The organism is Amycolatopsis lurida (genome assembly GCF_900105055.1).
Classification (GTDB): Bacteria; Actinomycetota; Actinomycetes; order Mycobacteriales; family Pseudonocardiaceae; genus Amycolatopsis; species Amycolatopsis lurida.
The window spans coordinates 4,070,879-4,089,553 of record NZ_FNTA01000004.1; the positions used below are offsets into that span (position 1 = coordinate 4,070,879).

Below are 18,675 nucleotides of genomic sequence, written 5' to 3' on the forward strand. Positions count from 1 at the left end.
GTCAGCCCGGGAGGCGAACCGGCATCAGGAGGTACAGGTAGCCGGGGACGACGTTGCCCTCCTCGTCGGCGGGCTTGATCAGCGCCGGCCGGTTCGGGGTGGTGAACGTCAGTTCCGCCCGGTTCGCGTTCAGCGCGCCGAGCCCGTCGACGAGGTAACCCGGGTTGAACGCGATGGTCACCGGCTCACCCTCGTAGTCGACCTGAAGCTCTTCTTCGGCCGAGCCCTCGTCGTCGCCACCGGCGGAGAGCCGCAGCGAACCGTCGTTGAACTCCAGCCGCACCTGGGTGCCACGCTCGGCGACGAGCGAAACACGCTTGATGGACTCGGCGAGCGCGGAGACCTCGATGACCGCGCGCGACGTGTGCTGCGCGGGCAGCAGCTGCCGGTACGGCGGGAACTCCGCGTCGAGGAGACGGGTCGTGGTGTAGCGGCCGGAGCCGGAGAGACCGAGGAGGCCTTCGCCGCTGGCGAGCGCGAGCCGGATCTTGGCTCCACTGGCACCGAGCGTCTTCGCGGCCTCGGCGAGCGTGCGCGCCGGGACGAGCACCGCGGCGTCGGACAGCCCCTCGGCCGGCTCCCAGGTGAACTCGCGCATCGCGAGGCGGAAGCGGTCGGTGGCGACCAGGGTCAGCGAAGAGCCGGAGATCTCCAGCCGCATGCCGGTCAGCATCGGGAGCGTGTCGTCCTTGCCCGCGGCGACGACGACCTGCGTGACGGCCTGGCCGAACGCGTCACCGGTGAGTTCACCGGCGAAGGCGGGCTGGGACGGGAGCTGCGGGTAGTCCTCGACCGGCATGGTCGGCAGGGAGAAACGCGCGGAGCCGCAGGTGATGGTCGCGCGGGCGCCGTCGACGGAGATCTCGACCGGCTGCGCGGGCAGCGACTTGGTGATGTCGGCCAGCAGGCGGCCGGAGACCAGGAGACGGCCGCCGTCGGCGATGGTGGCCGGGACGCCGACCGTGGCGGAGACCTCGTAATCGAATCCGGAGACGGTGAGGGCGTCACTCGTCCCGTCGGATCCCGCATCGAGCAGGACACCGCCCAGCACCGGGACCGGGGGCCGCGACGGGAGGCTTCTCGCCACCCACGCGACGGCGTCGGCCAGCCCGTCACGCTCGACGCGGATCTTCATGCGCGCTTCCTTTCGACAGCCGAGCCCCTGACGGCTCGAAAGCTCAACGGGTCACCTCGGCCGGAGAGCGCGATGGCCAGGTGCCTCGCAGGTGTTGTTCGGTCCGAGCGAGGACGCGGACGCACGTCGACACGCAGACCAGGTGCAGGGACCCACGTTAGGCCGTCCCCGGGGTCCGCGTCACCTCGGCCTCCCCTTGCTTTTGTCGACAAGACGACACGACTCACCGGCTGTCCCCAGATTCGTCCTTCGCCTGTTTTTGTTTTGTTCTCTTCTAGAGAAGAAGAAAAGACAGCAGTAGTAATAGGCGTTGTGGATTGTGTGGACAAGGCTCGTTCGCGCAGGTCCGGGCGCCTCTGAGGCTGTGGACTCCGGGTGTGTACGGACGGTGGACAGCTCGGGCCGTCGGTGGATGGTTTCGGGCGGCGCTCGATCTGTCCACAGTCATCCACAGTTGTCCCCACGGTTATCCCCAGTTGTGAGGCGGTTCGTCCCCAGGGTTGTGGGCGGCGTTCGTGACCGGAATCGCTCGGGAGAGTGACCCGGGCAGCGCCGTTCACCCTTGTGCACAAGATGTGGGCAACCTGGGGACAGCGTGGGGATCTTGATGTGGAAATGCTGTGGATGGCCTGTGAGTGCGATGTGGACGGAATCCCGATCGCCCCAGCTCCCGGACCCACCTGACTTGTGCACAAGCTACCCACAGCATGTGGATTTCGTTTGTACACAAGGAAAACCGCGAAGCACGCCGAGCCCCACTTCGCCCCCTTCGCGCCTTCCCCCACGTACCCCGCCCTTCGCGCCCCTACACACGCTTCGGGCCTATGTAGACACAAAGAAGGGGCTCCCACCTCCCGGCGAGAGCCCCTGAAACCCTTATGCGTTAAGGAACTGATGCCACGGTGACCACAGAGGTCTCCCTAAGGGCGCCCCGCGCCCGACGGAGACTTCACCGTCGAGCGCCCTCCCTTGGGCCGAAGGCCCACGAAAACGCGATGAAGGGGCGCCTTCCCGCTCACCTTGAGGTGGAAGCGGAACGACGCCCCTTCGGCGCGCTTTTCGTCAGCGCTCGACAGATAAACACAGCCAGCGCGAGATCAAAAACTACTGCCTGGCTCGTTGCTTGATCCTCGATGTCAGTTCCTGCACCTGGTCGTAGATGCGCCGTCGTTCGGCCATCTCCTTGCGGATCTTCTTGTCCGCGTGCATGACGGTCGTGTGGTCGCGGCCGCCGAAGGTCTGCCCGATCTTCGGCAGGGACATGTCGGTCAGTTCGCGGCAGAGGTACATCGCGATCTGGCGCGCGGTCGCGAGCGCCTTCGTCTTGCCGGGGCCGCAGAGGTCGTCGAGGGTCACGTCGAAGAACTCGGACGTGACGCCCATGATGGTCGGCGCGGTGATCTCCGGCGCGTGCGAATCCGGGATGAGGTCCCGGAGTACGATTTCGGCGAGCGCGACGTCGACGGGTTGCTGGTTCAGCGACGCGAAGGCGGTGACGCGGATGAGCGCGCCTTCGAGTTCCCGGATGTTCGCCTCGACGCGCGAAGCGATGAATTCCAGGACCTCGCCGGGAACCGCGAGCCGGTCCTGCGCGGCCTTCTTGCGAAGGATCGCGATCCGCGTTTCGAGTTCGGGCGGCTGGATGTCGGTGATGAGGCCCCACTCGAACCGCGTGCGCAGCCGGTCTTCCAGCGTTTCGAGGCGCTTCGGCGGGCGGTCGGAGGAGACGACGATCTGCTTGTTCGCGTTGTGGAGGGTGTTGAAGGTGTGGAAGAACTCTTCCTGCGTACCTTCTTTGCCTTCCAGGAACTGGATGTCGTCGACGAGCAGGATGTCGATGTCGCGGTAGCGGCGCTGGAAGGCGACCTTGCGGTCGTCGCGCAGCGAGTTGATGAAGTCGTTGGTGAACTCTTCGGTCGACACGTACCGCACGCGCATGCCGGGGAACAGCCGCTGGGCGTAGTGCCCGACCGCGTGCAGCAGGTGGGTCTTCCCGAGTCCGGACTCTCCCCAGATGAACAGCGGGTTGTACGCACGCGCGGGCGCCTCGGCGACGGCGACCGCGGCCGCGTGCGCGAAGCGGTTCGACGCGCCGATGACGAAGGTGTCGAACGTGTATTTCTCGTTGAGCTTCGTCTTCGACGTCTGCGGCTGTGCGGGCGCGGTGTACGGCTGACCCGCGATCGGCTGTCCGGAGAACGTCGGCCAGATCTCGGTCACGGCGGCGAGGGCCTCGCCCTCTTCGTCGACTTCTTCATCGCTGTCATCGCCATCGTTGAGGCTGTTGTCCACCGGCTGCTGCCTCGGCGGCCTCGGTTTCGGAGGCTCGGGCCGGGGCCTGGTCGGGGAAAGCATGCCGTCGCCTTCGGGCAGCGGAGGAGGACCCGGCACCGGACCGGAACCGTTTTCCACCCGGCTGGGTGACGTCGGTTCGTAGCGGGGGCCGGGCGAGGGCGGCGGCGGAGGCATCGACGGCTCGGTGCTGTCGACCTTCACCGCGAGGGAGACCGCGCGGCCGAGCCGGCGCGAGAGGGCTTCGGTGATGGCGCCGCGGAGGGCGCGCTCGATCGCTTCCTTGGCGAAGTCGCTGGGAGCGGCGAGGAGCGCGGTGCCGTCGAGCAGGCCGATCGGCCGGGTCACCCGCATCCAGGCGCGCTGCTGCGGGGAGAGGGTGCCGTCCGACAGCTCGCGCACGACCTGTTCCCAGATGACGCCAAGATTGTGCTGGTGATCGGACACCTGCCTGACTCCCCTCCCCTCATCGGTGCGCTGCGGCGAGATCGCTCAGCGGCCCGAAACGCCGGGTCGAGCGTCATCCTGGCCCGATCGGCTCATGCGCACAGCAAATATCCACATAGTTGTCCACAGCTGTGCACTAATGTACGGCGGCCCGCGGTGACGTCACCTGCGGGCTCGACGTAGGCCGACGGGATGCCTCCACATCCGGTGAGGACACCCGGGCGCCTGCACCGTTCCACCTCGGCGTAAACCCGGGAGGGGCACGCTAACAAGCCCCGCTCGTTGCCACAAGGCATCCTCGCGCGCAAGCATTTCACGGTGTACGGCGTGTTGCCATTCGATGCCCTCGCGTCGTCGGTGATCACTCTCCACGTACCGTCGCGGTGTGTGGTCGAGGGGGTGCCTGCCAGGCTCGGGCGGTGGGTGCGTACCCTCGTAAGGTCTCCCGTATACAGCGGGGGCGTTTCGCGTGCCCACGTTGTCGTCGCTCGACGTGACGAGGCCACACGTTGGTAGGAGACACCAGAGACTGCCGTGCGTCAGCACGACACGCCAGGAACGGGTCGAACCGTTCCCGGCGGCCGAGAAACAGGAGAAGTTAGTCGTGAGCAAGGGTAAGCGCACCTTCCAGCCGAACAACCGCCGACGCGCCCGGGTCCACGGGTTCCGGCTTCGGATGCGGACCCGCGCCGGCCGGGCCATCCTGGCGGCTCGCCGTCGCAAGGGCCGCGGCGCACTGTCCGCCTGATCCGGCCGCCGTCGAGGGACGTCGTGCTGCCGGCCGCCGCGAGGTTGCGGCGCAGTGAGGATTTCCGTGCCGTGATGCGGCGTGGGGCCAAGGCAGGCAGGCGCCGCCTCGTCGTCCATGCGTTGACCACGGACCCGCCCGATGCCGCCGATGCGGCCCGGGCGGGTTTTGTGGTGAGCAAGGCCGTGGGGAACTCGGTGGTCCGCCACCGCGTCTCCCGCCGGTTGAGGCATCTCGTTTCCGCCAGGCTCGGAACACTGCCGCCGGGAAGCTCGTTGGTGATACGGGCACTACCACCGGCCGCGGACGCGTCCAGCGCGGAACTCGGTTCGGACCTCGACGCGTCGTTGCGGCGTCTCGGGCTGTCCGGGAAGTCCCGCCAGACGCGACCACCCGACAACGGATCAGCGGTGTAACGGCATGCGAGCCACCGAGAACGAGACCACCGAAGACGCCCGGCCCGGCCCGGTGGCATGGGTGCTGCTCCTGCCCATCAAGCTGTACCGCAAGGCGATCTCCCCCTTCTTTCCTCCGGCGTGCCGGTTCTACCCGAGCTGTAGCGCGTACGCCGTCGAGGCACTGACCCGGCACGGCGCCGGCCGCGGTAGCTATCTCGCGGTCCGGCGTCTGCTGCGCTGTGGCCCGTGGACCATGCCCGGGCGCGACCCGGTACCCGAGACGTTCTCGTGGCGCCACCGCCGACCTGAAACACCGATCGAGGAGTAGCTCAGTGCTCGACTTCATCTACTACCCCGTGTCCTTCATCTTGTGGTGTTGGCACAAGGTCTTCGGGCTCGTGTTCGGTGAGGCGAACGCGATCTCCTGGGTCCTCGCGATCATCTTCCTGACGGTCACCGTCCGCGGCATCATGTTCAAGCCGTTCGTGAACCAGGTCCGGTCGATGAAGAAGATGCAGGACTTCGCGCCGGAAATGAAGAAGATCCAGAAGAAGTACTCCAACGACCGGCAGCGCCAGGCGATGGAGATGCAGAAGCTCCAGAAGGAGCACGGCGTCAACCCGCTGGGCAGCTGCCTGCCGATGCTGCTTCAGATCCCGGTCTTCATCGGTCTGAACCACGTCCTGCGGATGTTCACGATCAACCCGTACGGCGGGCCGAAGACCGAGAACTACTACTTCGATCAGGCCGGCGTCGAGTCTTACGTTCACGCGAAGCTGTTCGGCGTCAACCTCGGCGACGCGATCTACACCGGCGTCGACATGGTCAGCGGCGGGAACACGGCTGCCGGGTTCCACTGGGGCGTCGCGCCCGTCGCGATCCCGCTGATGATCGTCGCGAGTATCGCGACGCACCTCACCGCGCGGCACTCGGTCCAGCGCCAGAACCCCGAGTCGGCCACCCCGCAGACCGCGATGATGAACAAGCTGACGATGTACGTCTTCCCGATCGGTGTCCTCGTCTTCGGTGCCCTGTTCCCGATCGGTCTGCTCATCTACTGGCTCGCCAACAACGGCTGGACCCTGATGCAGCAGCGCCTCGTCTACACGAAGATCGACAAGGAAGAAGAGGCCCGCAAGGCGGCCGAGAAGGAGAAGCGCGCGAACCTGGGCCCGAAGCCCGGCCAGAAGCCGACCGCGCCGCGCCCCGGCCAGAAGCCGGTCCAGCAGAAGCGGAACAAGCAGTCCTCCGGCGGTCAGGTCAAGAAGGCGGGCTCGCCGCACGGCTTCGCCCAGACCGACTCCTCCGCCGCGGAGAAGCAGGACGCCAAAGACGGAACAGCCGAGTCGTCGACGAACGGCTCGAAGGAGAACGGCGCGGACGTGCCCGGTCTCATCTCGGACTCGACTAAGAAATCGGGCCGGAAGCGTCGCTGACGCCGATCCGGGCCGGAGAGGAGACCAGTAATGGCGGAGACGATCGACACGATCGACGCCGAGGAGAACAGCGCGGCCGACGTTGAGACCGCCGCTGAAGAGACCGCTCGCAAGGGAGGTGTCGACGACGACGTCCTCGTAAAGGAGGGCGACATCGCCGGCGACTACCTCGAGCGGCTGCTCGATCTTTTGGACTACGACGGCGACATCGACCTCGATGTCGAAGCGGGCCGCGCGATCGTCAGCATCGACGGCGGCGAAGACCTGGAGAAGCTCGTTGGCCCCCGCGGCACCGTCCTCGAGGCGCTGCAGGAGCTGACGCGGCTGGCGGTGCAGCAGGAGACCGGTTCGCGGAGCCGCCTGATGCTGGACATCGCGGGCTGGCGCGCGGACCGTCGCGAGGAGCTTCGCGAACTCGGTCGCTCGACCGCCGAGACGGTGGTCTCCTCCGGCGAGCGGGTGCGGTTGCAGCCGATGAGCCCGTTCGAGCGGAAGGTCGTGCACGACGCGGTCGCCGCCGTCGACGGGGTCAAGAGCGAGAGTGAAGGAGAGGACCCCAAGCGTCGGGTCGTCATCTTCCCCGCCTGACGGGTTTCTCGAACGAAGCGGCTCGCCGGTCATCCGGCGGGCCGCTTCTTTGTTGCCGGGGTGAATTACACGCGTGGCGTTTCACGTGAAACGCGTGAGGGCGAGTGGAGTTGTCCACAACTTCGGACTGTCTCCCCGCTTTGCGGTCAGCGTCATGGACAATCAGTGGAGCGCGTTTCACGTGAAACGGCGTCGAGGGTTGAGGAGCGAGAGTGGGCTTGGACGGGGTCGCCGCATCGGTACGGAGTGCGGCGTCGGAAGTATTCGGAGACCGCGTCGAGCAAGCCGTCGGCTACGTCGAACTCCTGGAGCGGCACGGGGTCGAGCGCGGGCTCATCGGGCCTCGGGAGGTCGACCGGCTGTGGGAGCGTCACGTCCTCAACTCCGCCGTGATCGGCGAGCGGATCCCCGACGGCGCCCGCGTGGTCGACGTCGGCTCGGGCGCGGGCCTTCCGGGTGTACCGCTCGCGATCAGCCGACCGGACCTCGATATCGTTCTGCTCGAACCGATGGCCCGCCGGGTCGACTGGCTGGCCGAGGTTGCCGAGAAGCTGGAACTCCCCATCACCGTTGTCCGCGGGCGCGCGGAGGAGCGGCAGGTACGTGAGGAGCTCGGTGACGCGGATGTCGTCACCGCCCGGGCGGTCGCTCCGTTGGCCCGGCTCGCGAACTGGTGTCTCCCGCTCGTGCGTTCCCAAGGTGCTCTGGTCGCCCTCAAAGGAGCGAGCGCTGGAGAGGAAATCGAACGCGATCGGGCCGCCGTCCGGAAGGCAGGCGGCGGCGAGCCGGAAGTCTTCGAGTGCGGCACCAAGGTGCTTGAGGTCCCCAGCACGGTCGTCGTGATCCATCGTCTGCCCCCGAAACCGTCTCGATCGCGCAGGCGTAGCTAGACCGGTTCCACGTGAAACAACGCAGAACGACTTCCACGTCTAATACAGAGGAGGCTCGAGACCGGTGACTCCCCCGCCGTCCGACCCTGCGAGCTCCGGCCAGGAACTCGGCTGGACGCCCATCGCCGAAGAAGCCGTCCGCGCCGCCAGCGTGCTGCACCCCAAGGAGGGTGCGCTCCCCCGGCCGAATCGCCGGCGGGTGCTGACGGTTGCCAACCAGAAGGGCGGCGTCGGCAAGACGACGAGCACGGTGAACCTCGCCGCCGCCCTGGCCGTCCACGGGCTCAAGACGCTCGTGATCGACCTCGACCCCCAGGGCAACGCGAGCACCGCGCTCGACATCGACCACCGATCCGGCACGCCGTCGATCTACGAGGTGCTGATCGGCGAGGTGTCGCTCGCCGAAGCGGCGGCCCAGAGCGAGCAGTCGCCCAACCTCTACTGCGTGCCCGCGACCATCGATCTCGCCGGTGCCGAGATCGAACTCGTCTCCATGGCGTCCCGCGAGATGCGGCTCAAGGAGGCGCTGTCGTCCGAGATCCTCGACGAGATCGGCGTCGACTACGTCTTCATCGACTGCCCGCCGTCGCTCGGCCTGCTGACCGTCAACGCGATGGTCGCCGCGCAGGAGGTGCTGATCCCGATCCAGTGTGAGTACTACGCGCTCGAAGGTCTGGGTCAGCTGCTGAGCAACATCGAGCTCGTCCAGGCGCACCTGAACCGCGAACTCAGCGTCTCCACGATCCTGCTCACCATGTACGACGGCCGGACGAAGCTGGCCGATCAGGTGACGAACGAGGTCCGGAACCACTTCGGGGACACTGTTCTCAAGACGGTGATCCCGCGCAGCGTGAAGGTCTCCGAGGCCCCCGGATACGGGCAGACGGTCCTCGCGTACGACCCCGGTTCTCGGGGCGCGATGAGCTACGTGGACGCGGCCAAGGAGATCGCGCAGCGTGGAGTGGAGATGAAGGAAAGGAGCGGTACGGCATGAGCGAGCGCAGAGGGGGGCTCGGGCGCGGGCTCGCCGCCCTGATCCCCACCGGCCCGCCGCCGGGTTCGGCGGCCCCGGCCGAGAACGGCTCCCCCGTCCCGTCCGCGCCCGCGAGCAAGCCGGCCGGGCCGGATGACAAGGGCTGGTTCGCGGCCAACGGCGCGGCCGGTTCGCACGGTGGCGCGGTCGCCGGCGCGGTCTACCGCGAGGTGCCGGTCAGCCAGATCAAGCCGAACCCGAAGCAGCCGCGGCAGGTCTTCGACGAGGACGCGCTCAACGAGCTGGAGCACTCCATCCGCGAGTTCGGGCTCATGCAGCCCATCGTGGTCCGGGAGCTCGGCACGGACGAGTACGAACTCGTCATGGGCGAGCGGCGCCTGCGTGCCTCCCAACTGGCGGAGCTGGAGGCGATCCCGGCGATCGTCCGGCAGACCGCCGACGAGGCGATGCTGCGCGACGCGCTGCTTGAGAACATCCACCGCGTTCAGCTCAACCCGCTCGAAGAGGCGGCCGCGTATCAGCAGCTGCTCGACGAGTTCGCGGTCACGCACGAGGAGCTGGCGGGCCGGATCGGGCGCAGCCGACCGGTCATCACCAACACGATCCGCTTGCTCAAACTCCCCCTCGCGGTCCAGCGACGGGTCGCGGCCGGGGTGCTTTCGGCGGGCCACGCGCGGGCGCTGCTCTCCCTCGAAGACGCCGACAGTCAGGAAGAGCTGGCCGCGCGGATCGTCGCGGAAGGCATGTCGGTCCGCGCGACCGAAGAAGCCGTCACGCTCAAGAAGAGCGAAAAGCCGGCCAAGCCGAAGCCCGCTCCCCGCAAGCCGATCCAAGCTCCCGGTCTTCAGGAACTGGCGAACCGGCTCTCTGACCGGTTCGACACTCGCGTGAAGGTCGACTTGGGTCGCCGCAAAGGCCGGATCACGCTCGAATTCGGGTCTGTTGACGATCTTGAACGCATCGTGGCACTGATGGACCAAAATCAGGCAAATCAGACACGTGAAACCGATTAGGGATCACACCGGGTCGTTTTGTCACGGTGACGATAGCTGGGTGTCGACAAGGAAGTAACACTGAGTACTTGTACTGGGGGCAAGTATGAAGGCGCTCTTCGACGGTTGAAATCCCCGGCGCGGCCGACGGATTGCTCATGGACACCGAGCTGCGTGGGTCGGTCGCCGAGACCGAGGCGTCGGTGATCGGCAAGTCACTCCTGGCCGTCGCCGAGATCGCGGACGAGTTGCTGAGCTCGGTGACCGAAGTCGTCGCCGCGAAAGCAGAGGCGATGCCCGGCGCGCGTGAGTTGGTCGAACTGACCGCCGCCGTCCCCGAGCGCCCCTCGAAGCCGCGCTCGTGCGCAACGGCTTTCGGAGATGTTTCCCGTGAAACTGGCCGCCGCCGAGGTGACGGCGCCGAAGTCGGGTTCAGAGATCCACTTGTCCGCTTGTGTCTCTTGAGCGTTCGAGGACTCCGAAACCGGCCTTCGATCGGAGCGGGCGGCCGGCGTGCCCGTCATCGGGGTATCGACGTTGACGCATCAGGACTTCCCGCCGATGACCAGACTCCCCCTCGTCCGGTTCCCAAGCCCGACTCGCGATGAGCGGGGAAACTTCACCGGCGGTTTCGGTCTCGTCAACGGGTTCGCCCGCGCCGGACGCCTCACCGTCGAGCAGGAACCGTTCCGCCGGACGAACAACGAGCGAGTCGACGGCTGCCTGGCGGTCCTGGTTCCGTGTGAAACGAGGACGAGCACCAGATCGTCGTCGTGCCCGGAAAAAGAAAAGGAGGACTAGCCCACGGTGGGCAAGTCCTCCTTCGTCGAGTCCGGTTCAGCTCTTGCGAGAAATCGCCCGCCCCACGAGGCCGGCGAAGACCGATCCGAGAGTGGCGCCGGACGCCTCGATCGCCACCGGGACGATCGACGTCTCGGTCAGGCCCGGCGACAGGTTCACCGCGAGGAAGTAAACCGTGCCGTCTTCGGCGACCACGGCGTCGGTGCGGGAGATGTCGCGAAGCCCGAGTTGCCGGTGCACGGCGACGGCCAGCTCGCCGACCGCCTTGGCGGCGTCGTCGGGGATCCGCGCGGGGGTGAAGAAGTCGGTCAGCCCGGCGGTGTAGCGGGCGGTGTAGTCGTACACGCCGCTCTCCGGCACGATCTCGACCGCGGGCAGGGCTTCGGGTCCTTCTTCACCTTCGATGACCGTCACGGCCACCTCGACGCCGGACACGAACTTCTCGGCGAGAACGGTGTCGCCGTAAGCGAAGCAGCCGACCATCGCGCCGGGCATCTCGGCGGCGTCCCTCACGACCTGGGCGCCCAGCGCCGAACCGCCCTGGTCCGGCTTGAGGATCATGGGCAAGCCCAGCGTTTCGACCATCGAGTCGAGCACGGCCTGCGCGCCGAGTTCGCGGAAGGTGCTGTGCGGCAGCACGACCCAGTCCGGCGTGGTGAAGCCCGCGTCGGCTACGAGCGCCTTGGCAGTCGGCTTGTCCCACGCGCGGCGGCAGCCCCGCGAGCTGGTGCCCACGTAAGGCACGTCGAGCATCTCCAGCACTGTCTGCACCGCGCCGTTCTCCCCCTCACCACCGTGAAGAGCGACAATGGCCGCGTCGGGCCGCTGGGTGCGAAGACGTTCGAGCAGGCCCGCGTCGGTGTCCCACTCCTCGACGATGAGACCTTCCGCCCGCAACGCGACCGAGAGCCGGCGTCCGGAGCGGAGAGAGACATCGCGTTCGTGGGAAAGTCCGCCTGCGAGTACGGCAACGGTGCGGTCGACCACCGAAACTCCTTTGTGCTTGGGGACGTCCGGCCGATCAGACCGTGTCCGGAGAGGGGTTCTGCGGCCCCGAGATCGAGCGTGGGCTCGCGTTGCCGAAGGTACGCGCAAGGTCCATTTCGGACTCGAGCACCGCGGCGAGCCGCCGGACGCCTTCGCGGATCCGCTCGGGCGTCGGGTAGCAGTAGGAAAGTCGAAGTTGTCTGCTGCCGAAACCGTCGGCGTAGAAACCGGTTCCGGAGGCGTACGCGACGCGGGCCGTGACGGCTCGCGGCAGCATCGCCTTCGTGTCCACACCTTCGGGTACGGTCATCCAGACGTAGAAACCGCCATCGGGTTTGGTCCAGCTGCAACCGGCGGGCATGTGCTGATCGAGCGCGGACAGGATCGCGTCCCGGCGCTCCCGGTAATTCTCGCGGAAAGTCTTGATCTGACCCATCCAGTCATGCGTCGCGAGGTATCGCGACACGATCAACTGGTTAAGCGTCGGGGGGCACAGCGTCGCGGACTCGGCCGCGAGCACGAGTTTCTCCCGGACGGCATGCGGCGCGAGCACCCAGCCGACCCGCAGGCCGGAAGCGAACGTCTTCGAGAAAGAGCCCAGGTAAACGACGTTGTCGGGGTCGATCGAGCGGAGCGCGGGGTACGTCTGCCCGCTGAAGCCGAGCAGCCCGTACGGGTTGTCCTCGACGATGAGGATGTCGTTCTCCCGGCAGATCTCCACGATCTCCGCGCGCCGCTCGACGGCCAGGGTGACGCCGCCGGGGTTGTGGAAGTTGGGGATCGTGTAGAGGAACTTGACCCGGCGTCCCGCTTTCCGTGTCTCCGCGAGCGCGGCACGAAGCCCCTCGGGGACGAGGCCGTGATCGTCCATCGCGACGTGGACGACGTCCGCCTGATACGCGGCGAACGACCCGAGCGCGCCGACGTAGGACGGGCCCTCGGCGATGATGACGTCACCCGGATCGCAGAACAGCCGGGTGACCATGTCGAGCCCCATCTGGGAGCCGACCGTCACGACGACGTCGTCCGGGTGGGCCTTGATGCCCTCGAGGGCCATGATTTCGCAGATCTGCTCACGCAGCGACGGGATGCCGTGCGCGGAGCCGTACTGGAGCGCGACCAGGCCTTCCTGGGCGATGAGCTCGCCGACCTGCGCGGACAGCGTGTCCAACGGGAGCGCGGCGAGGTTCGGCATCCCGCCGGCGAGCGACACCACTTCGGGGCGACTGGCCACCGCGAACAAGGCCCTGATCTCGGAAGCAGTCATCCCGGCCGTACGCGCGGCGTAGCGGTCGAGATGAGGGTCGAGGTTGTGTCGGCCGGGCTCCGGCCGGACAGGGCGATTCTCGGTCATCAGGCGCTTCACCCGTGCTTCGAAGTGGACATAGTCGCTACCGACTGGTAGTTCCATCGAGTGTAACCACCCTCCCTTGAGGGGCCCTGGCCTTCCGGTGTTCATCACATCGGCCTATCCTCGGTCTGGACCCCTTCGGTGAGCCCTGTTCGGGACAAGGCTGCGTCGGGTGCTCTTCATTCAGGGAGGTTTGTCTGTGTCGCGTCGCGTCGTGGGCGTAACCCTGGACAACCTCGAACACCTGCCCAAGAGCTGCCGCCGCTGCGTGTACTGGGAGCTGGCGCCGCATATGAAGGCGCAGGCCGAGGAATACGGCGCGACCGAGGTCGAAAAGGAAGCCTGGGTCTCCAGCGTGCTGTTGGAGTGGGGTTCCTGTGGCCGGATCGTCTACAGCGACACCCTGCCCGTCGGCTTCGTGCTCTACGCGCCGCCGAACGCCGTGCCGCGCTCGCTGGCCTTCCCGACTTCGCCTCCTGGCCCCGACGCCGTCCTGCTGACCGCCTTCCAGGTGCTTCCCGAATTTCAGGGCGGCGGGCTCGGCCGGATGCTGGTGCAGGCCGTCGCGAAGGACCTCACCAAACGCGGTGTCCGCGCGATCGAGGCCTTCGGGGACGCCAAGCCCGAAGAGACCGATCCGGACGGCGGGCACAGTTGCGTGCTGCCCGCCGCGTTCCTGCAGAGCGTCGGGTTCAAGACCGTGCGCCCGCACCCGCGGTGGCCGCGGCTGCGGCTGGAACTGCGCTCGGCGATCTCGTGGAAGGAAGACGTGGAGGCGGCCCTCGAACGGCTGCTCGGCCAGGTCTCCATCACGACGGCCGAGCCGAGCATGGGCCGCGCCTGACCTTCCGCGCCGCCCTTCATCGCCCGCTTTAGCAGAGTTTTCGAGCGCGCGCAGCGACCATCCCCCGGCTTGGGGACAGCTGTGGGTAACCCGCCGAGTTATCCACAGATCGCTGATAGGAGCGGTGGAAAATCTGTGGATGGGTAGGCTGGACCTGGGGACGCCCCCCGGGAAGGGCGGGGGCTGCGCGCCGGGTGGAGCTAGGGGTGGCGTGCCCGGGCGAGAGGGCACACAACCGGTTGTGCCGAGGGCTTCGGCAGAAAGATGTGCGCCCGCGTGCGGGTGTGGAGGACTGGCTACTCCGCTTTGGCGAGTTCGTGGGCCAGGACGTCCGCGAAGGTGAACGTGCCGGTCGGCTGGTCCCCTTCGCCGAGGAGGTACAGGCGCTTCACGGCGACCAGGATGCCTTCGGCGACGACGTCGCGGAAAGCCGGGTCCGCCAGTTTGCGGCTGTCTTCCGGGTTGGTCAGGTAACCGATCTCGATCCGCACCGCCGGGCAGCGCGTGCGGGTGAAGATCTCCCAGGTCTTGTAGTGCGTGCGGCAGTCGAGCATGCCGGTGCGGGCGGCCAGTTCGCGCTGGATGAAGCCCGCCAGCAGCTCACCGACGGTCGACGTGGTGCCGTTGCCGGTGCCGAAGTGGAAGCTCGCGACCCCCTGCGCCTTGGGCGAGGGGTTCTTGTCGTTGTGCAGCGAAAGGAACAGGTCGGCGCCCGCCTCGTTCGCGAACTTCGCCCGCTCACCCTCCGTCGGGCTCTGGTTCGGGCCGCGCGAGATCAGCGCCTCCATACCCGTGGCCTGCATCCGGCCTTCGAGCCGCCGAGCCAGATCCCAGGCGATGTCCGCTTCACGCAGACCGCTCGCGACGACCCCGAGGTCATCGCCGCCGTGGCCCGGGTCGATCACGATGCGCTTGCCGCGCAGCCGGGGGCCGGCCTGCCGCACCTGCTCCTGCTCGCGCAGGAAAACGGGGCGGCCGCCGCGGGCGCGCGGCGAAGAGAGCCGGTGCAGCTCGCGGATGGTGGCCGGGCCGCACATACCGTCGGCGACCAGGCGCATGTCGCGCTGGAAGGTCTTGAGGGCGCGCTCGGTCTGGGGACCGAAGTGCCCGTCGGGGCGTCCGGCGTCGAAGCCCAGCTCGGTCAGCCGCTCCTGGAGCGCGAAGACGTCGTCACCCTGCATGGGGGCGGAGAACATGTAGGTCAGCGGCCGGCTGCCGAGATGGAAGCCGGCGCCGCGAAGCGCCTGATAGGTCGCCGGACCCACCAGACCGTCGGTGATGAGCCCACGGCGCTGCTGGAACGCCCGCACGGCATGTTCCATCGCCGTGTCGAAGACCTCGTACTCCCCGGATTCGGTCACCGGCGGGAGCAGCTCCATCGCCGCCAGCGTGGACCTGATCTCGGCGACGTCCGGTCCGGCGTCACCGCGGCGGAGTACCCGCATGCACTCCTCGCTCTTCCCTTTGGGCACCGATCGAGCTCGATGCACGACTGTGAAAATCCTGCGGGGCGAACCCCGGTGCTCTATTGTGCCCTGTGAACTCTCGGTGAGCGCGGAGGCCCGGTCGGTGCGTCAAGTGCCCGTTCGTGGAACCCGTCCAGGCGTCGCCGTAACGAAGAGATGTACCCAATCCCCGTGACGACGAAACCCGGAGCCTGGGCAGGCCCCGGGTTTCGGCTGGTGAAACGCGAGATCAGAGGACGTCGGCGAGATCCGACAGCAGCGCGGCCTTCGGCTTGGCGCCGACGATCTGCTTCACCGGCTTGCCGCCCTGGAACAGGATCAGCGTCGGGATCGACATCACCTGGTAGTCACGCGCAGTGTTCGGGTTGGCGTCGATGTCGAGCTTCGCGACGGTCAGCTTCTCGCCGTTCTCCGCCGCGATCTCTTCGAGCACCGGGGCGACCATCTTGCACGGACCGCACCAGGTCGCCCAGAAGTCGACCAAGACGGGCTTCTCGCTCGTCAGCACGTCGTCGACGAAGCTCTTGTCGGTCACCGTCACGGTGTTGGCCATGGTGTCTCCTTCTGGATGGTGAAACTCCGGTGTGGGAAAAGTCAGTTGGTGGTGGCGCCGTAGCCGCCACCCACCAGCTCAGGGGTCTCCTGGGCGGCCTCGACACCGGCGTGCTCCGCCAGCCATCGTTCCGCGTCGATCGCCGCGGCGCAGCCCGAGCCCGCGGCGGTGATCGCCTGCCGGTACGTGCGGTCGACCAGGTCGCCCGCGGCGAAAACGCCGGGAAGGTTCGTGTACGAGGTGCGGCCCTTGGTGAGCACGTAGCCGTCCTCGTCGAGGTCCACCTGGCCGCGCACCAGCTCGCTGCGCGGGTCGTGACCGATCGCGACGAAGAACCCGGTCACGTCCAGCTTGGACTCCTCGCCGGTCACCGTGTCCTTGAGCTTCAGGCCCTCGACCTTGCCTTCACCCTCGACCTCGGTGATCTGCTTGTTGAGCGCCCACTTGATCTTCTCGTTCTCGCGGGCGCGCTCCAGCATGATCTTGGAGGCGCGGAACTCCTCGCGGCGGTGGACGATCGTGACGGACTTGGCGAACTTCGTCAGGAAGGTCGCCTCCTCCATCGCCGAGTCGCCGCCGCCGGCGACCACGATGTCGTGGTCACGGAAGAAGAAACCGTCGCAGGTGGCGCAGGCCGAAACACCGCGGCCGAGCAGCTCCTGCTCGCCGGGCACGTTCAGATAGCGGGCCGCGGCGCCCATCGAGAGCACGACCGCGCGGGCCGCGTAGCGCTTGCCGTTCGCGAAGACGTACTTGACGTCACCGGTCAGCTCGACGGACTCGACGTCTTCCTGGCGCAGGTCGGCGCCGAAACGCTTGGCCTGCTCCCGCATCTCTTCCATGAGGTCGGGACCCTGGATGCCTTCGCGGAAGCCGGGGAAGTTCTCGACCTCCGTCGTCGTCATCAGCGCACCGCCGAACTGGGTGCCCTCGAACACCAGTGGTTCGAGCTGCGCCCGTGCCGCGTAGACAGCGGCGGTGTATCCCGCAGGACCCGACCCCACAATGATCAGGTTCCTGATCTCCTCGGCAGCCACCCGTGACCTCCGCTCGTAGTGACCTGTTCACCAGGCTCAACACGATCGTAGGGGCCGGTGTTCCCGCGGTGACCGGCGCTACTTTCTCCCGCCATGCGCCGAGGCGGAGATCCGACCTCTAGCGCCGCTAGGAAAGCTAGCGCGGTAGCAAAGGTCCCTCGCTCCCCCCCGAAATGGGGCTGGTGGGGAGCGAGGGACCAGTGAGGTTTCGGTCGGTTACTTCTGTCCGATGATTTTGTCGAACAGGACCGCCGGGTTGCCGGGGCCGCAGTCGGCACCGAAAGCGACGATGCGGAACTGGGCCAGTTTGCCTGTGGTGTAGATCACCATCACGCCGTCCTTGCCCGCGACGTTCACCGGCCGGATGCCCTCCGGCCGTACGTCGGCATCCATGCCGGCAGCGGCCACGCAGGCGTCGAGGCGCTCTTCGGTCTTCAGCGAGCCGAAGTCGCGGACGCCGATCGCCTTGCCGACGAGGGCTTCGGCGCCACCGCCGTCTCCGCCGACCGAAGGTCCGGAAGTAGCCGACGGCGCGGGTTGGGCGATACCGCCCGAATCCGGCTCCCGGGTGGTCGGGACGACGATCGCCACGGCGGCGATGGCCGCAGCCGCCACGGTCGCTATCCCGGCACCCCAGCCGATCCGCTTGTTCCGCCGCCGCCGTGCGGCCGCGAGGTCCACCACCGGGGCGACCTGCTCCTGCTGCCCTTCAGATGCGCCTTGAAACGCAGGCGTCACCCGCATTTCGGCGGCCAGCGCGGCGTCGATCCGGGCCGCGTACTCCGCCGGCATCGGTGCGACCGGCTCGTTCGCGAGTTCCGCGAGGTCGGCCGTGGTCGCTTCGAGTGCTTCGATGATCGCCAGTGCTTCGGGGTCGGCGTTCACCCGCGGCCACAGCTCGGCCGCTTCCCGCTCGTCCAGCACACCTGCGTGCAGGTCGGCGAGCACATCGACAGACCACGGCGGACCGACGGTCCCACCGATCCCCCTGCTCTCGTCTGTCATCGTCCCTCCCCGTCACCCGGCGTGCCCTGAGGACGCCTGGCACCCCGTTGCGGGGTAGCGCGCTCTCGTTTGCTTTCGTGAGTTGGGACGTTCGCAATCGCATCGGGGTTCCGTAGATGTCCGAGAACCTTCGCGAGCTTTCCGCGACCTCGGGCACACCGGCTCTTGACCGTGCCCTCGGCGATGCCGAGCATCTTCGCCGTCTCGGCGACGGAGTATCCCTCGACGTCGACCAACACGATCGGGGCACGCTGCTCTTCGGGGAGCTGGTCGAGGGCTTCCTTGACGACCAGGCTCGTCTCGCGTTCCGACATCGAGTCACGCGGTGAAGCGGGCTCGTTGAACTGCCCGGTCTCGGGCAGTGGAACGGTCGGTCTGGCCTTGCCCCGCCGGATGCGGTCGAGGCACGCGTTCACGACGATACGGTGCAACCACGTCGTGACCTGCGATTCGGCTCTGAAGTTGCCCGCTGCTCGGAACGCGGAGATGAACGCGTCCTGCAGGGCGTCCGCGGCTTCTTCCGGATCCCGCAAGGTGCGCAGGGCTACCGCCCACATGCGGTCTCGATGTCGCTGGACCAGTTCACTGAACGCGTGCGGGTCTCCAGCGGCATGCGCCGCTATGAGACCCGCGTCCGTGGGAGCTGCAGCTGTCACCCGGGAGAGCCTACTGACTCGGACGTATCACTCGAACGCGACGTGCACAGCCAGG

19 protein-coding genes are annotated in these 18,675 nt (G+C 67.5%); 10 read left to right on the plus strand and 9 right to left on the minus strand.

Annotated features, from left to right (window positions below; translation table 11 throughout):
- Position 1 precedes the first annotated feature (1 nt).
- Together dnaN and dnaA are read right to left on the minus strand one after the other, a co-directional pair.
- Positions 2–1,135 carry a DNA polymerase III subunit beta gene (gene dnaN / locus BLW75_RS24445; RefSeq protein ID WP_020632653.1) on the minus strand — a complete coding sequence of 378 codons (1,134 nt, stop codon included), beginning with the start codon at positions 1,133–1,135 and terminating at the stop codon, positions 2–4.
- 1,104 nt (positions 1,136–2,239) lie between these two features.
- Complete coding sequence (gene dnaA / locus BLW75_RS24450; protein WP_034321912.1) at positions 2,240–3,874, minus strand: chromosomal replication initiator protein DnaA; 1,635 nt, start codon at positions 3,872–3,874, stop codon at positions 2,240–2,242.
- A 604-nt stretch (positions 3,875–4,478) separates the two neighbouring features.
- Between dnaA and rpmH the strand changes: the two genes are divergently transcribed.
- The 9 genes from rpmH to BLW75_RS24495 all read left to right on the plus strand — a co-directional run bounded on the left by rpmH (position 4,479) and on the right by BLW75_RS24495 (position 10,528).
- Positions 4,479–4,622 (plus strand): 50S ribosomal protein L34, encoded by a 144-nt coding sequence (gene rpmH, locus BLW75_RS24455; RefSeq protein WP_005154511.1) that lies wholly within the window; start codon positions 4,479–4,481, stop codon positions 4,620–4,622.
- A 23-nt stretch (positions 4,623–4,645) separates the two neighbouring features.
- Positions 4,646–5,038, plus strand: a complete 393-nt coding sequence (gene rnpA, locus BLW75_RS24460; protein ID WP_091598271.1) for a ribonuclease P protein component — start codon at positions 4,646–4,648, stop codon at positions 5,036–5,038.
- 4 nt (positions 5,039–5,042) lie between these two features.
- Positions 5,043–5,348: a membrane protein insertion efficiency factor YidD gene (gene yidD, locus BLW75_RS24465; protein WP_034321908.1), complete on the plus strand. Its 306-nt coding sequence runs from the start codon at positions 5,043–5,045 to the stop codon at positions 5,346–5,348.
- Positions 5,349–5,352: 4 nt separating this feature from the next.
- Positions 5,353–6,456: a membrane protein insertase YidC gene (gene yidC, locus BLW75_RS24470; RefSeq protein WP_034321905.1), complete on the plus strand. Its 1,104-nt coding sequence runs from the start codon at positions 5,353–5,355 to the stop codon at positions 6,454–6,456.
- A gap of 30 nt (positions 6,457–6,486) precedes the next feature.
- Positions 6,487–7,044 (plus strand): Jag family protein, encoded by a 558-nt coding sequence (locus BLW75_RS24475; protein WP_034321902.1) that lies wholly within the window; start codon positions 6,487–6,489, stop codon positions 7,042–7,044.
- A gap of 212 nt (positions 7,045–7,256) precedes the next feature.
- The gene (gene rsmG, locus BLW75_RS24480; RefSeq protein WP_034321899.1) at positions 7,257–7,934 is read left to right on the plus strand and encodes a 16S rRNA (guanine(527)-N(7))-methyltransferase RsmG; all 678 of its coding nucleotides are present in this window, start codon (positions 7,257–7,259) and stop codon (positions 7,932–7,934) included.
- Between the two features lie 64 nt (positions 7,935–7,998).
- Positions 7,999–8,928: a ParA family protein gene (locus tag BLW75_RS24485; protein WP_034321896.1), complete on the plus strand. Its 930-nt coding sequence runs from the start codon at positions 7,999–8,001 to the stop codon at positions 8,926–8,928.
- Positions 8,925–9,941: a ParB/RepB/Spo0J family partition protein gene (locus tag BLW75_RS24490; RefSeq protein ID WP_034321893.1), complete on the plus strand. Its 1,017-nt coding sequence runs from the start codon at positions 8,925–8,927 to the stop codon at positions 9,939–9,941. Before BLW75_RS24485 ends, BLW75_RS24490 begins: the two co-directional genes overlap by 4 nt.
- Before the next feature lie 137 nt (positions 9,942–10,078).
- Positions 10,079–10,528, plus strand: a complete 450-nt coding sequence (locus BLW75_RS24495) for a hypothetical protein (RefSeq protein ID WP_241784046.1) — start codon at positions 10,079–10,081, stop codon at positions 10,526–10,528.
- A 229-nt stretch (positions 10,529–10,757) separates the two neighbouring features.
- Here BLW75_RS24495 and BLW75_RS24505 read toward each other — a convergent pair whose 3' ends face one another.
- Both BLW75_RS24505 and BLW75_RS24510 read right to left on the minus strand, forming a co-directional pair.
- On the minus strand, positions 10,758–11,708 hold the full coding sequence (locus BLW75_RS24505) for a D-alanine--D-alanine ligase family protein (RefSeq protein WP_034321885.1): 951 nt from the start codon (positions 11,706–11,708) through the stop codon (positions 10,758–10,760).
- A 34-nt stretch (positions 11,709–11,742) separates the two neighbouring features.
- Positions 11,743–13,062, minus strand: a complete 1,320-nt coding sequence (locus BLW75_RS24510; RefSeq protein ID WP_034322023.1) for an aminotransferase-like domain-containing protein — start codon at positions 13,060–13,062, stop codon at positions 11,743–11,745.
- A 196-nt stretch (positions 13,063–13,258) separates the two neighbouring features.
- Here BLW75_RS24510 and BLW75_RS24515 point away from each other — a divergent pair, with 196 nt between their 5' ends.
- The gene (locus BLW75_RS24515; RefSeq protein ID WP_091598274.1) at positions 13,259–13,903 is read left to right on the plus strand and encodes a GNAT family N-acetyltransferase; all 645 of its coding nucleotides are present in this window, start codon (positions 13,259–13,261) and stop codon (positions 13,901–13,903) included.
- A 296-nt stretch (positions 13,904–14,199) separates the two neighbouring features.
- On the opposite strand, the gene BLW75_RS24520 is transcribed toward BLW75_RS24515, so the two are convergent.
- The 5 genes from BLW75_RS24520 to sigM form a co-directional block, all read right to left on the minus strand.
- Positions 14,200–15,348 (minus strand): N-acetylmuramoyl-L-alanine amidase, encoded by a 1,149-nt coding sequence (locus BLW75_RS24520; RefSeq protein ID WP_034321879.1) that lies wholly within the window; start codon positions 15,346–15,348, stop codon positions 14,200–14,202.
- A gap of 250 nt (positions 15,349–15,598) precedes the next feature.
- On the minus strand, positions 15,599–15,922 hold the full coding sequence (gene trxA / locus BLW75_RS24525; RefSeq protein ID WP_034321876.1) for a thioredoxin: 324 nt from the start codon (positions 15,920–15,922) through the stop codon (positions 15,599–15,601).
- A 41-nt stretch (positions 15,923–15,963) separates the two neighbouring features.
- Positions 15,964–16,959, minus strand: coding sequence for a thioredoxin-disulfide reductase (trxB, locus tag BLW75_RS24530; protein ID WP_034321873.1), 996 nt, complete (start codon positions 16,957–16,959; stop codon positions 15,964–15,966).
- Positions 16,960–17,175: 216 nt separating this feature from the next.
- Entirely contained in the window at positions 17,176–17,964 is a 789-nt protein-coding gene (locus BLW75_RS24535) for a hypothetical protein (RefSeq protein WP_034321871.1), read from the minus strand.
- Positions 17,961–18,620: an RNA polymerase sigma factor SigM gene (gene sigM, locus BLW75_RS24540; protein WP_034321868.1), complete on the minus strand. Its 660-nt coding sequence runs from the start codon at positions 18,618–18,620 to the stop codon at positions 17,961–17,963. The genes BLW75_RS24535 and sigM overlap by 4 nt, the downstream gene beginning before the upstream one ends.
- Positions 18,621–18,675 lie beyond the last annotated feature (55 nt).

What these genes read in the sequence shown, in the direction of transcription:
- BLW75_RS24520 (WP_034321879.1), bottom strand. Translation starts at nt 15,348, where the DNA reads ATGCGGGTACTCCGCCGCGGTGACGCCGGACCGGACGTCGCCGAGATC.
- BLW75_RS24490 (WP_034321893.1), top strand. Translation starts at nt 8,925, where the DNA reads ATGAGCGAGCGCAGAGGGGGGCTCGGGCGCGGGCTCGCCGCCCTGATC.
- trxA (WP_034321876.1), bottom strand. Translation starts at nt 15,922, where the DNA reads ATGGCCAACACCGTGACGGTGACCGACAAGAGCTTCGTCGACGACGTG.
- BLW75_RS24475 (WP_034321902.1), top strand. Translation starts at nt 6,487, where the DNA reads ATGGCGGAGACGATCGACACGATCGACGCCGAGGAGAACAGCGCGGCC.
- BLW75_RS24510 (WP_034322023.1), bottom strand. Translation starts at nt 13,062, where the DNA reads ATGACCGAGAATCGCCCTGTCCGGCCGGAGCCCGGCCGACACAACCTC.
- yidD (WP_034321908.1), top strand. Translation starts at nt 5,043, where the DNA reads ATGCGAGCCACCGAGAACGAGACCACCGAAGACGCCCGGCCCGGCCCG.
- BLW75_RS24535 (WP_034321871.1), bottom strand. Translation starts at nt 17,964, where the DNA reads ATGACAGACGAGAGCAGGGGGATCGGTGGGACCGTCGGTCCGCCGTGG.
- dnaN (WP_020632653.1), bottom strand. Translation starts at nt 1,135, where the DNA reads ATGAAGATCCGCGTCGAGCGTGACGGGCTGGCCGACGCCGTCGCGTGG.
- BLW75_RS24495 (WP_241784046.1), top strand. Translation starts at nt 10,079, where the DNA reads ATGGACACCGAGCTGCGTGGGTCGGTCGCCGAGACCGAGGCGTCGGTG.